The sequence below is a fragment of the Veillonella sp. 3_1_44 genome (assembly GCF_000163715.1).
Taxonomy (GTDB): domain Bacteria; phylum Bacillota; class Negativicutes; order Veillonellales; family Veillonellaceae; genus Veillonella; species Veillonella parvula_A.
In genome coordinates this window covers 328497-341954 of sequence record NZ_GG770199.1, presented here as the reverse complement: position 1 = coordinate 341954, position 13458 = coordinate 328497, and the positions used below count along the sequence as shown (strand labels likewise).

Annotated in this window: 17 protein-coding genes and 1 riboswitch; all 17 genes read right to left on the bottom strand. The window is 36.0% G+C overall.

Going from position 1 to position 13458, the window contains the following annotated elements:
• Positions 1 to 28 precede the first annotated feature (28 nt).
• A complete protein-coding gene (gene dapA, locus HMPREF0873_RS01635) occupies positions 29 to 916 on the bottom strand; it encodes a 4-hydroxy-tetrahydrodipicolinate synthase (RefSeq protein ID WP_008713920.1) in 888 nt (295 codons plus the stop codon).
• A 21-nt stretch (positions 917 to 937) separates the two neighbouring features.
• Complete coding sequence (locus HMPREF0873_RS01630) at positions 938 to 1969, bottom strand: aspartate-semialdehyde dehydrogenase (RefSeq protein ID WP_004695831.1); 1032 nt, start codon at positions 1967 to 1969, stop codon at positions 938 to 940.
• Between the two features lie 23 nt (positions 1970 to 1992).
• The gene (dapB, locus tag HMPREF0873_RS01625) at positions 1993 to 2790 is read right to left on the bottom strand and encodes a 4-hydroxy-tetrahydrodipicolinate reductase (protein ID WP_008713918.1); all 798 of its coding nucleotides are present in this window, start codon (positions 2788 to 2790) and stop codon (positions 1993 to 1995) included.
• 76 nt (positions 2791 to 2866) lie between these two features.
• Positions 2867 to 3039: riboswitch (Lysine riboswitch) on the bottom strand.
• 41 nt (positions 3040 to 3080) lie between these two features.
• Positions 3081 to 4745 carry a DNA repair protein RecN gene (gene recN / locus HMPREF0873_RS01620; RefSeq protein ID WP_008713916.1) on the bottom strand — a complete coding sequence of 555 codons (1665 nt, stop codon included), beginning with the start codon at positions 4743 to 4745 and terminating at the stop codon, positions 3081 to 3083.
• Positions 4746 to 4749: 4 nt separating this feature from the next.
• Positions 4750 to 5205 (bottom strand): arginine repressor, encoded by a 456-nt coding sequence (gene argR, locus HMPREF0873_RS01615; protein WP_004695825.1) that lies wholly within the window; start codon positions 5203 to 5205, stop codon positions 4750 to 4752.
• Positions 5206 to 5525: 320 nt separating this feature from the next.
• On the bottom strand, positions 5526 to 6101 hold the full coding sequence (locus tag HMPREF0873_RS01610; protein ID WP_008713914.1) for a class I SAM-dependent methyltransferase: 576 nt from the start codon (positions 6099 to 6101) through the stop codon (positions 5526 to 5528).
• Positions 6102 to 6125: 24 nt separating this feature from the next.
• Complete coding sequence (locus HMPREF0873_RS01605; RefSeq protein ID WP_024061669.1) at positions 6126 to 7010, bottom strand: NAD(+)/NADH kinase; 885 nt, start codon at positions 7008 to 7010, stop codon at positions 6126 to 6128.
• Positions 7011 to 7019: 9 nt separating this feature from the next.
• Positions 7020 to 7823, bottom strand: a complete 804-nt coding sequence (locus tag HMPREF0873_RS01600) for a TlyA family RNA methyltransferase (RefSeq protein WP_008713910.1) — start codon at positions 7821 to 7823, stop codon at positions 7020 to 7022.
• The gene (locus HMPREF0873_RS01595; RefSeq protein WP_004695814.1) at positions 7820 to 8299 is read right to left on the bottom strand and encodes a divergent PAP2 family protein; all 480 of its coding nucleotides are present in this window, start codon (positions 8297 to 8299) and stop codon (positions 7820 to 7822) included. Before HMPREF0873_RS01595 ends, HMPREF0873_RS01600 begins: the two co-directional genes overlap by 4 nt.
• Before the next feature lie 28 nt (positions 8300 to 8327).
• A complete protein-coding gene (locus tag HMPREF0873_RS01590) occupies positions 8328 to 9206 on the bottom strand; it encodes a polyprenyl synthetase family protein (RefSeq protein ID WP_008713907.1) in 879 nt (292 codons plus the stop codon).
• 9 nt (positions 9207 to 9215) lie between these two features.
• On the bottom strand, positions 9216 to 9422 hold the full coding sequence (gene xseB / locus HMPREF0873_RS01585; protein ID WP_008713906.1) for an exodeoxyribonuclease VII small subunit: 207 nt from the start codon (positions 9420 to 9422) through the stop codon (positions 9216 to 9218).
• Entirely contained in the window at positions 9397 to 10620 is a 1224-nt protein-coding gene (xseA, locus tag HMPREF0873_RS01580) for an exodeoxyribonuclease VII large subunit (protein WP_008713905.1), read from the bottom strand. The genes xseB and xseA overlap by 26 nt, the downstream gene beginning before the upstream one ends.
• Positions 10621 to 10622: 2 nt before the next feature.
• Positions 10623 to 11576, bottom strand: coding sequence for a metallohydrolase (locus HMPREF0873_RS01575; protein ID WP_008713902.1), 954 nt, complete (start codon positions 11574 to 11576; stop codon positions 10623 to 10625).
• Positions 11576 to 11980, bottom strand: coding sequence for a transcription antitermination factor NusB (gene nusB / locus HMPREF0873_RS01570; protein ID WP_008713900.1), 405 nt, complete (start codon positions 11978 to 11980; stop codon positions 11576 to 11578). The genes HMPREF0873_RS01575 and nusB overlap by 1 nt, the downstream gene beginning before the upstream one ends.
• Positions 11970 to 12365 (bottom strand): Asp23/Gls24 family envelope stress response protein, encoded by a 396-nt coding sequence (locus tag HMPREF0873_RS01565; protein ID WP_004695803.1) that lies wholly within the window; start codon positions 12363 to 12365, stop codon positions 11970 to 11972. Before HMPREF0873_RS01565 ends, nusB begins: the two co-directional genes overlap by 11 nt.
• An 11-nt stretch (positions 12366 to 12376) precedes the next feature.
• Positions 12377 to 12757: an Asp23/Gls24 family envelope stress response protein gene (locus tag HMPREF0873_RS01560; RefSeq protein ID WP_004695801.1), complete on the bottom strand. Its 381-nt coding sequence runs from the start codon at positions 12755 to 12757 to the stop codon at positions 12377 to 12379.
• 135 nt (positions 12758 to 12892) lie between these two features.
• Positions 12893 to 13450 carry an elongation factor P gene (efp, locus tag HMPREF0873_RS01555; protein WP_004695799.1) on the bottom strand — a complete coding sequence of 186 codons (558 nt, stop codon included), beginning with the start codon at positions 13448 to 13450 and terminating at the stop codon, positions 12893 to 12895.
• Between the last annotated feature and the right edge of the window lie 8 nt (positions 13451 to 13458).

The window sequence follows — 13458 nt, the reverse complement described above, 5'->3', positions numbered from 1 at the left end:
CTACGTTGTTTTATTTTATACTGATATTTTATTTTAGATATTCTGCTAATGCTTTATCAATATATGCTGCTTCATCGGCCGTTGGTTCACACATTGGTAAATTAAATTTTCCCACAGGTAAGCCAATTTTACGGGCTGCATATTTAACAGGAATCGGATTTGTGGTGATGAACATCGCTTTTATAATTTCTGATAAAGCTTGATGAATACGAATCGCTTCGTAGTTATGGCCAGATTCATAAGCTTGAATCATAGCATTCATATCTTTGCCTGCTACATGAGATACTACAGATACGACTCCACATCCTCCAATAGATAACATCGGTAATGTAAGACCATCGTCCCCACTATATACCATGAAATCATCTCCAGGCATTAAACGCTTAATTTCAGAAGCAATCATTAAATTACCACTTGCCTCTTTGATAGCACAAATATGTGGATATTCGTTATGTAGTTGAACTAAGGTAGTTGGGAAAATACCTGTCCCCACACGACTTGGTACATTATACACCATAATTGGCAATGTAGTAGCTTCTGCAATAGTTTTAAAATGCAAATATTGGCCTTGTTGGTTCGGTTTATTGTAATAAGGTACTACAACTAGCAAACCATCGATACCATCGATTTTAGAGACTTCCTTTACAAATTCTGCAGAAGCCATTGTATCGTTACTACCTACATTGGCAATAATCGAACCTTTATGTCCACATTCTTTTGCAATCGCATTAAATAGAGCTAATTTTTCGTCTCTAGACATAGTTGGGTTTTCACCCGTTGTACCACAAACTACAAGACCATCAGAGCCATTATCTAACAGATGATTGGCGATAGCAACACAATTTTCAATATTTACGGATCCATCATTATTAAAGGATGTCACCATAGCTGTTAACACTCGACCAAAGGTTTTCATATATGTCCTCCCCTTGATAGATTAAAATGCTTGTTTTTCCACCAAGTACTCAGCAATTTGCAACGCGTTAAGAGCTGCACCTTTACGAATTTGATCCCCTACAATCCAGAAGTTCATACCTTTGTCATTATATAAGTCTTTACGAATACGACCAATTTCACAGTCGTTTTGATTAGATGTATACAATGGCATAGGGTAAATTTGTTCAGCAGGATTATCTTTAACTTGTAAACCAGGGAATTTTTCACATGCCGCCTTGAAAGCCTCTACAGATACAGGCTCCGCTGTTTCTACCAAGACAGATTCAGAATGGGAGCGATATACAGGAACACGAACTGTAGTTGGGACTACTTGAATAGTTTCGTCATGAAGAATTTTTTGCGTTTCGTAAACCATCTTCATTTCTTCTTTAGTATAATCATTTTCTAAGAACACATCAATTTGTGGCAATAAGTTAAATGCTACAGGATAGTGTTTAGGAGCAGAGCCGGTTGGCAACAGATTTGCTGTCATTTCTTCGCCTGCAGTATATTGTTTTACTTGATTTTCAAGTTCTTCAATACCTTCTTTACCTGCCCCAGATACAGCTTGGTATGTACTTACAACTACACGTTTAATTGGAGAGAGATCATGAAGAGGTTTTAATCCTAAACTCATGATAATTGTAGAGCAGTTAGGATTTGCAATGATACCTTTATGTTTCAAGATATCTTCTGGGTTAACTTCTGGTACTACGAGTGGAACTTCAGGATCCATACGGAATGCACTAGAGTTATCGATTACAATAGCACCGCGTTTAGCGGCTTCTGGCGCTAATGTTTTAGATATAGAGCCACCTGCAAATAGCGCAATATCAATATTATCAAAAGATTCAGGTTTTGCTTCTTCTACAATATATGTTTTACCATTCACAGTAAGTTCTGTACCTGCAGAACGAGCGGAAGCTAATAGTTTTAAGTTTTCATAAGGAAAGTTACGTTCTTCAATAAGTGTAATAAATTCAGCACCTACTGCACCAGTAGCACCTAGAATTGCAATATTAGGTTTTTTCATTGATACATCTCCTTGCACAAATATTATAAATAATGTTCTAAACCGTATGTTAAGCCAGTTTTAGAACTAATTTTTTTACATGCTAATACTACGCCTGGCATAAAAGATAAACGGCTTAAGCTATCATGACGTATGGTTAATGTTTCATCATAACCACCAAATAATACTTCTTGATGAGCCACATAACCTGGAAGGCGTACACTATGAATTGTTACATCGTCAACCTTAGCACCACGAGCACCTAGTAAGCTTTCACGAGTCAAATCCTCATCAGCAGTTACCTTAGCAGCTTGTTTAGCATCGTTAATCAATTTAGCTGTTAAAATAGCTGTGCCAGAAGGCGCATCGTATTTGTGATTATGATGTAATTCTATAATTTCTACATTAGGGAAATATGGAGCGAGCTCTGCAGACACTTTCATCATCATTACCGCCCCAAGAGAAAAGTTTGGCGCCACTAAGCAATTCGCTTGATTGGAACGACCTATTGTATCAAGTTCATCACGTTGTTCTGCGGTCAATCCTGTAGTACCGATGACTACATGAATACCAGCGGATAACATTTTCTTCGCGTTTTCATAAATAACTGCAGGATTAGTGAAATCTACAATCACATCAGGTTTATTTGTATCTAATACCTCATCGATGGAGGCATTCATCTTGATACCTAATTGTTCGATTCCTGCTACAGAGCCTACATCTTCCCCTGCCTTAGTCGGATCAATACCACCAACTAATGTTAAATCAGGATCGTTATGTACTGCTTTGACCACTTCACGACCCATTTTGCCGCCAGCGCCATTTACCATTACTCGAATCATATATACCTCCAAAAAAGCCAGTGGATGCATCCACTGGCCTTATAGATTATATAGCTATATATACTCTTACGAAAAGCTCAATGATAGCACTCCACCAATACAAGATTGATGACAGTTGTCTATCTATTAAATAGACAACCAGAACGATGAGTCGCAATCATCGAACTTCGGCAAGCATCCCTTTTATCATGGATCAATGCATGCCTACTCCTCATGATTACTCTTAATACTCGCACCTCTATCAACATATTCATTTAATACTATTAGTATAAGTAATTATGCGATTTTAGTCAATTAAAATGGTCAATAAGTTCTTTCGCCGCCGCAAGTGCTGTAGCAGACATTCCCTTACCAGACATCATAGACGCAATTTGTGTTACTCGTTCTTCCTCATTTAAGACTACTAATGTAGAGATTGTACGATCATCTTGCTCGATTTTAGATAGATGATAGTGTTGTTTCGCAATACTTGCAGTTTGAGGCAAATGGGTAATACAAAATACTTGATTTGTTCTAGATAAATTAAGTATTTTTTCTGCCACCTTAAGTGCTATATCACCACTGATACCAACGTCAATTTCGTCAAATACCATCGTTTTAAAAGCGTCACTGCGGAATACTGATTTAAAGGCTAATGCAATGCGAGCTAACTCACCGCCAGATGCTACTTTATGTAGAGGTAATAACTGTTCCCCTTTATTCGCAGAGAATAACATTTCAATAGACTTTGCACCTAATGAGGATAACTCAGTCCCCTCTTCAATATGAAATTGAATATCCCCTTTGGGCATCCCTAGATCCACTAATTCTTGATGTAAGGCCGTAGCAATATCTTTTGCATTTTTTTGACGTACCTCGTGTAAAACTGTTAACGCTTCTTCTGCTACCTTTTTTGCTTCTTCAAGACGAGTTTCTAATTCATCTTGAGCAAATACAAGGCCTTCTAGTTCTTCTAAACGAGATTGCGCCTTTTCTTCGTATGCTAGAATATCTTCTACGGTTTCACCATATTTTTTCTTTAAGCTATAAATTGTGGTATCTCTGTCTTGGCAATACTTATAACGCTCTTCATCGTAGCTGATAGTATCCCTGTAACGATCTAAAGATTGTGCAGCTTCTTCTAGTTGGAAATAAGCAGAGTCCACCATTTCTGAGACTTCTTTTAACTCGCTGTCATATTTTACTAGATCATTAACCTCTACCTTAATCAAGTTAATCGTATCAAGTAATGGTTGACGTCCATTATAAAAGGCATCATAACAAGAACCTAAAACCTTATCAATATGTTCAAAACTGTCAAGACGCTTAAGTTCTTCTGCAATAGTTACATCTTCACCAACACTCAGACCAGCATCTTCAATTTCGTCGATTTGGTATCTAAGCATATCAAGCTCCCGGGCTCGCTCAGACATATTTTCTTGTAAATGATCTACATCTTGTTTTGCTTGCTTATACATTTTATACGCATCAGTATAAGCTTTATAGGCTTCTTTTCCTTCTTTATTAAAAGTATCTAAATATTCATGATGTGTATCAGCGTCTAGTAAACGTTGGTTGCTATATTGTCCGTGAATATCTGCTAAGTATTGACCAATCTCCTTTAAAGCTTTTAAAGGTATTGGTTGATCATTAGCCAATATACTAGATTTGCCATTACGGTTAAAAGATCTAGATAGAATTAACTGGCCTTCTTCTATCATGATATTTTTAGACTCTAATAGGTCTTGAATACTTTGGTGATTAGCAATATCAAATATTCCATCAATAACAAAACTATCTTTACCGTGACGAATAAACTCGCTACTTGCGCGTTCTCCTAATAGGATACTAAAGGCATCCATAAGAATGGATTTCCCTGCCCCAGTTTCGCCGGTAAAGATAGTAATGCCATCATTAAATGAAATATTCATTTGCTCAATCAACGCAAAGTTGCGAATGCTCATTTGCGTTAACATATTATTAGTCCTTCATTAAATCTTGAATTTTCGCTAAAATTGCTGGAACTTCAGCTTCGGATTTTGCAATTAACAAAATAGTATCGTCCCCTGCTAATGTACCAATAATTTCAGTCCATTTTGCATGGTCGATAGAAAATGCTACAGATTGAGCAGAACCAGGGATTGTATGTAATACAACTTGGTTTAAACTGTGATCAACCTTAATCAAAGAATCTTGGAATAGTCGGTTAATACGACTACGAGATAAAACTACATTTTCCTCTGGAGATAATGCATAACGATAATGTCCATCGCCTGTAGGAATTTTGATTAACATTAATTCCTTAATATCACGAGAAACTGTAGCTTGTGTAACTTCAATACCTTCTTCTAGTAAAGCCGCAGCTAATTCCTCTTGTGTTTCAATCGCCTTGGACTGCACGATCTCTTTAATTTTGTTATAGCGATAGCGTTTCATTTTGAACTCCCTTTTTTAAACCTTGCACATAAAAGAGAATAGTATCTTTCTGATAATATTATACCATATATTCATAATTAATATATGGTATAAATCGCATATATTATACGTCTTATGCATATTATATTAATATTTAAAATATTGTTAATATTCTATATATTGATAACGTGCAAATTCATAGCTCATAAAGTTCATCTATTTATAGGGAATTAATAATTTAAAAATAAAAAAATATACATGTATAATTAAAATCCCCTATAAAGGGGGTTTTACTAACTGAGTATGAGTTTTATTCATAATGAATAAAGATATATTTCGTTTTATCGTTTTTGCAATATAAATAACTCAGGTGGATTATGTATTTGGTTCATCGGATGCCAATGACATACATTATATATTTTCTGATTTAAATCTGATAAATACGATTTAAGAGACTGCATTTCTTCAAATCCCTCTGTTGTTCCAGGGTAAGCAACTATTGTAATAACTCCAGACTTGGAAAGTTTGTGTAAACCTTCATTTATGGCATCAATGGTTTGATGCGGTTTTGTTACAACCTGGTGATCTCCTCCAGGTAAATATCCTAGGTTAAAAATCATTAAATCAATAACTTCATCCTTTAATTGATGAGCTACCGCCAAATCATGAGAGTCATGAATAAATGTTAAACTCACTTCTGGCGCAATATCATTTGATTGTAAAAGCTCCTTGCTAGTTTTAATAGCTTTCATTTGAATATCAATTCCATATAGATGGCATGCTTTTTGTGCCCGTTTAGAAAGGTATAAAAGATCATGGCCATTACCACATGTAGCATCTACTACCACTTTGGCATTTTCCATACATCTATCCCAGATTAAATGTTGGAATTGAACAGCATTGTTAATGTTAATCACAAAACCACCCCACTTGAGATTTGGTTATAACAATTCATCTCGACGAGATGCTAACTTTTTAAATAGTGTACCAAAGAAACATTGATCCTTGAATCGTACAAATAAACAATATACAGGGTTAGAGCTTATATGTAAGGTTTCTTTATTTGTAAAAGTATAGTCAAATGTACCATCAATACAAATATGTAATTGTGGTTCTCTTTCCGGCATTGTAATTTGAATCGTATCATGTTCCTCTAAAACAAGGCTTACACCTTGAATTAAATGTGGTGCTACTGGGGTGACAATGATAGATCGATTATCTGGTTTCATGATTGGACCACCAGCCGATAGATTATAGCCCGTAGAACCTGTAGCAGAGGAAATAATTAAACCATCCGATGGATACATTTGCGTGTGTTGATTATTTATGGACATATTAATTCGAGCCATTTTAGCAGGCTCAGCACGAGTGATAACAATTTCGTTAATGATAGGAACTAGTTCTTCCTCTTTACCCTCATGACGTTCTATATAAGCATATAAATGTCCACGCTTTTCAATATTATAATCACCATTAGCAATACGTTTAATATGACTTTGCATTTGATGAATTTCAATTTGATTTAAAAAACCTAGTTCGCCAAGATTAATACCACAAACAGGTACATTATATGGATAAATTTGTCTTGCAAGATGGATGATGGTACCATCACCACCAAAACTAAAGGCAATATCTATTTGTTTGAAGATTTCTGGGCGACTTAAAATATGAGTTTCAGGAATCTTAAGTACTCGTGCAGGTGCATCTGATTCGAGATCATCTGGCAAAAATACTTCGATACCTTCATCTTTACAAATATGTGCAGCCATTTTTAGAACTGCCATAATATTGCTTTTCCCCATATTGGGAAAGAATCCGATACGCATAGTAATCTCCTATAATGAATGAGCTTCTGCAACCACTGTATCAATCAAAGTATCATCAATGGTTAAGGCCCCTTCTTCGTACTTTTTAAAATAACCTAAAAACTCTATATTACCTTCCATACCTTTAATTGGTGAGAAAGTTAAGCCATGTGTATACAATCCACAATCATACGCAACATGTAGAATACGATGTAATACTTCTTTATGGATTTCACTATCTCGCACTATACCGCCCTTACCAACATTTTCTTTACCAGCCTCAAATTGTGGTTTTATTAAGGCCACAAGTGAGCCCGTATCTTTTAATAAATTAGTAGCTACTGGTAAAACTTTGTCTAAAGAAATAAATGCTACATCAATAGAAATAAAATCAACAAGTTCACCTATTTGTTCAGCAGTAACAGTACGGATATTTTGCTTCTCCATATTAATTACACGTGAATCTTGGCGTAATTTCCAAGCTAATTGATTATATCCTACATCGATGGCAAAGACCTTAGACGCACCGTTTTGTAATGCGCAATCTGTAAAACCACCTGTACTAGCTCCTATATCAATCATCACAGCCCCATGTAAATCGATAGGGTAAGTTTGAATAGCCTTTTCTAATTTAAGTCCTCCACGGCTTACATAAGGTAAAGTATTGCCTTTTACAATAATATTAGCATCCGCAGGAATCTTGGTGCCTGCTTTATCTATGCGCGTAGTATCCATAAATATAAGGCCCGCCATAATAGCTGCTTTTGCTTTTTCTCTACTTTCAAAAAGGCCTCGATTAACGAGGAGTATATCTAATCGTTCTTTATTGTTCATATTACACCATGATAAATACAATAAAACTGAATAAAGGCCACAAGAATACCGAGAATTAAACCACCAAATACTTCGATAGGTGTATGTCCCAACAACTCTTTTAATGCTTCTTTACGTGTAATGACAACAGGTATATTCTTTTTGGTAAAATAATCTACAATTTGATTAAGTATTTGAGCTTGTCGTCCTGCCTCTAATCGTACACCAGACGCATCATACATAACAACAATTGAAAATACTAAGGATAATATAAATAGATCCGTTACACCATTTTTAAGGTAAATCGCTGTTGTTGTAGCAATTACAAATGATGTATGTGAACTTGGAAAACCACCAGATCCAACAAGGCGCTCTGGTCGGAATTTACCATGTCTTAAGAGTTGCCATACAAATTTGATAGCTTGAGCCGTAAACCAGCCCCAAAATGCAGCTTGTGCGATATAATTATGTGCTATTTGTGGTAATATATCAATCATTGTTTATACCTTCTACAGGTAATACCCATTAATTCGTACGTTCTAAAAGATAATCAATTAATGCTGATAGTATAGTTGTATCATAAGAAACCAAGTTTAACGCATCATGAGCTTGGCTACCTACTAGGTAGGCTTGATGTTTTGCTTGCTCTAAACCTAGTAAAGATACATAGGTAGATTTATGTTGGCGAATATCACTACCGGGTGTTTTCCCTAATTCTTCAATAGTACCGGTTACATCTAAAATATCATCAGTAATTTGGAATAATAATCCCAGGCAATTAGAATATTCCATAAGGAATGTTCGCGTGGTATTATTAGCACATCCAAGAATAAGACCTAATTCTACAGAAGCGTTAAATAGTGCACCTGTTTTACCAGTATGTAAAACCTTTAATTCTTCTAAAGGAATATGTTTATCTTCACTGAGCAAATCAAAGGCTTGTCCCCCAACCATACCTTCTGGACCAGCCGCAGTAGCAACACATTGTATAGCATCTAGTTTTTGCTGTGCACTAGCAACTGTATTTGAAGTCATCAATTGAAAGGCATATGTTAATAACCCATCACCGGCTAAAATAGCAAGTCCCTCACCGTATACTTTGTGATTGGTCAAATTACCTCTGCGATAATCATCATTATCCATAGCTGGTAAATCATCATGAACTAATGAATACGTATGGATACACTCCATAGCACATAGAAATTCCTTATAATCAGCTGGCTCTTTATGAAGCATTTCTAACACAGCCTTAGTTAAAATAGGTCGTATTCGTTTGCCACCTTGCATTAAACTATAATTCATAGATTCATAAAGTTGTTCAAATTCTTGATTTGGGCTATTAAGTACTTCGCCTAACCATTGTTCAATATTTTGTTTGCTAGATGCTAAATAATCTTTGAACATAGAATCTCCTTATTCGCTGATGCGGACTTCTTCGATAATTTGTTGTACTTCATTTTCAACAGAATCGAGCATTTCAGCACATTCTTTTACCAAAGTTAAGCCCTTTTTATATTGTGATAAAAGCTCAGAAATGGTCATATCCCCATCATCTAATTGCTTAACAATATCTTCTAAGGCCTTATATTTTTTCTCATAACTTTTTAGTGATGCGGCCATCCTTGTGCGCCTCCTTTACCGTAGCAGTAATATAACCATCAGCTAGTGTAACTCGTATATCGTCATTTGGTTGTAATTGGGCAACCGAAGTAATAGGTTTGTTATCATGCTCAACCTTTGCAAAACCTTTAATCATCATTTGTAATGGATTTAGTGACTCTAACTGTTGTGCCAATAATGCTAAGCTATGTCTCTCTGCATTACATCGTTCTTTAGTTGCATTAGTTAGAGTTTGAGAAAGCTCTTGTAAGTGTGATTTTTGCTTATGTAAAAATTGCAGAGCTGGAATGCCAAGTTTTCGATTAAAGAGCAATGTTAAATCTGTACGTTTTTGTTGTAGTGTATAGCGTATATATTCGTGTAAATACTCTTCTTTTTCTGTCAACTGATCTTGTAATATAGTAATTGGAAGTACTGCCATTTCTGCAGCATGGCTAGGCGTAGCACCACGTACATCAGCTACATAATCACATAAGGTGTAATCTGTTTCATGACCTACCGCCGAAATAATCGGTGTATGAGCATTATAAATTGCCTCTACAACAGCTCTATCATTGAAACACCACAAGTCCTCCATAGATCCACCACCACGACCAACGATGATGACATCAATATCTGGATCAGCATCTGCCGTAGCAATTCCTTTTGCTATAATTGGGCCTGCGGTACTACCTTGTACAGGAACGGAAAACAATTTAAATTGAACTAGTGGATTGCGTTGTTTACTAACATGTAGAATATCATGTAATACAGCACCAGATTGGGATGTAACAATACCAATGCAACTCGCCATATAGGGTAAACCTACTTTATGGCTATCATCAAAGTACCCCAAAGCAGTTAACTCTCGTTTTAGAGCGTCAAATTCGAGCTGTAACGGACTTTTAGCACCTATTTGCATATCTGATGCAATGAGATTTAAACGGCCCATTTTATTGTAAAAGTTAACAGATGCTTTTACAGTTACTAATAAACCATTTTGAATGGCATTAGCTAGTCCCTTTTGCATGACGGTACTAGACCACATTGTCACATCAATAGCAGATTCCTCATCTTTTAAAGAAAAATACATATGACCACTGCTATGACGTTTTGCATTAATAATGGTACCACTTACATATACATTCTTTAATAGATATTCACGATCTAAGGTACGTTTTATGAGATTGTTTAATTGTGTAATGGTTAATACATTCACGATTATCCTCTAGATTCTTGTAAATAAGCAGCACCAAAAGCATTACCTGTGGCATTATCAACAGAGAATTGTGGTTGCGCCACATGTAATTGGAGATGATTTCGTTTACAATAGGTTTCCATCCGCTTACGAAGTAAACTATTACTCATCACACCACCTACAGCAATGAGTGCACGTACAGGTTTCTCTTTAGTATGATAAGTAATCATTTTTTCTAGAGCATTTCCAATGGAAGTAAAAACAGCTCTAGCTAACTTAGATTTATCTATATCACTCATAGCGTTATTTATACGCCGCATAGCAGCACTACAAGGACCGGCAAAGCTAATCCATCCGTCTTTTACAGATGATGGCAATGGTTCATATTCTGTAGTTTGTAATGCTAATGCCTCTAAATGTTTACCTGCAGGAAATGGTAAGCCCAACGCGACACCTATGCGATCAACATATTGTCCCCCTTGTAAATCTCTAGAACCACCAACGATATGAGATTCAAAAATACCGTTTCCTTGATAATGGCAATATAATAGTTCTGTCGTGCCACCTGATAGATGTAATGCCAAAAATGGGTCATTAGGAATATTTTTTAAATCCCTCAAAGCAGCTAATATATGATTCTCTTGATGTGCAAAAATATGTAAAGGCACATTCATAAGATGACTCAAGGTTTGCCCCTGTCCTAACCCGACCATAAAGGCAGGCATATAAGAGCGTTCTTCACGGCGCGGAAAGCCACTAACACCTATGCCGCTAATTGGTACCTGAGGCAACTCTGACATTAACTTAGGCAACGCCTTTGTATGCTGAAAGACCATATTTGATTGTTGTAGTCCTCGCTCACCCAGTTTTACCTCTAAGATTTTACGTGCTTCCCCTACTATGTGAAAGTCGCTATCTACAATGGCACAACTTGTGGTGTAACAACTCGTATCAATGCCTAAGTAATATCGTTTCATTATTTACTCTTATTATATGCGTCTAAGATTGCATTAATTAATTTATAAGATGCATCAGAGCCAAACTCTTTAGCTAATTGAATGGCTTCATTAATAGCAATAGATGGCTCTAAAGGTTCCACTTTATTGTTCATTTCCCAAACTGCAATACGTAAGATAGAACGATCCACCTTATCTAAATTTGCTACTTTACGAGATTTACAGAATGGCTGTAATGTAGCATCAATTGCTTCAACATTTGATAGTACACCCTCTATAATACTATTTGCATATGCCTTATCCATTGCTTTATGAATGTTTCCTTCGGGAAATTGAACATCATTTTGATCAGTATGAAATTCATTGGCATATAACATTTGGAATGCGTATTGACGAGCCTCTCGCCGATTTCGCTTAGTTACCATGTAAAACTGGCTCCTTTTCTTTTACAATACCTTCAATATGCACATCAACCTTAATATGATCAAGATCTAGCATATTTTTTAAGGTTTGTTTGATTTCTAATTGCAATTGTTTCGATAATTCAATGAGATTATATCCATACAATGCTTTAATATAAATATTAATTTCAATAAAACCTTTACGATGCTTTACATTGATACCAGGTAAGCTACGCTGACCAAAAGCATGGGTAATACCCTCTACCAACTCATCGTAAAAGCGTGGGCTTAAAGAATGAATACCAGGAATGGTTCCTAAAGTTTTTGTTGCTACATCAATGATGACAGAATCTGCAATATCAATGGTATCCGTGTCTAAACCATAATTTAATTGATTATCTGAACTCATAGAGATACCTCCTATGGCTGTTGAGGTGTTACTAAATCATCAAAAATAATGTCTTGTACAACTACATCAATAGTTTGAACCTCAATTTCTGTATAAGAGACTAAAGCAGTTTTAATGCGCTCTTGTAGACGTAAAACAACATCAGGAATACGATATCCATACTGAATGCACACATATAGTGTAACTGATATTGCTCCTTCATCGTTAAAGGATATCTTAACACCTTCATGATCGGATTTACGTCTAAAAAAAGTGTTAACGCCATCATTAAAGGTGGAACTCATATGATGAATTCCCTTTGTGTCAAGCGCTGTCATTGTTACAATTGTAGCATATACATCATCATTAATCTTAATCTTACCCGACTCTAGTTCAGTATTTTTCTTGGTCATACTGGCCTCTTTCAAAAAAAGCACCTGTCCCTATATATAATTACATAGACGACAAGTGCTTACAGTGCAAATGTTACGATATATGGGGAATAAGATTCCTTGAAAAGATCTTGCCCCAATACATATCAATGAGTATTAGGCACGTTCGATGTATTGTCCTGTACGAGTATCAATACGAAGTACATCATCTACTTCAATGAAGAGAGGTACTTTTACAGTGTAGCCTGTTTCTAATACGGCTGGTTTATTACCACCAGTTGCAGTATCGCCACGGATACCAGGATCTGTTTCAACTACGCGAAGTTCAACAGCTACAGGTAAATCAATACCGATTACGATACCTTGGAAGAACATGATGGATACTTCCATATTTTCAAGAAGGAAGTTTTTAGCATCACCTAATTGTTCAAGGGTAAGTTCAACTTGATCATAAGTTTCGTTATCCATGAATGTATAAGAGCCATCAGATTCATATAAGTATTGCATACGACGACGATCAACATGTGCTTTAGGCACTTTTTCACCTGCATTAAATGTACGCTCAACTACAGAACCAGTTTGCAAGTTTTTCATTTTAGTACGTACGAATGCAGCACCTTTACCTGGTTTAACGTGTTGGAAATCAACTACTTGCCATACATTACCGTCAATTTCAACGGTTACACCTGGACGAAAATCATTACTGGAAATCATCTAACTCT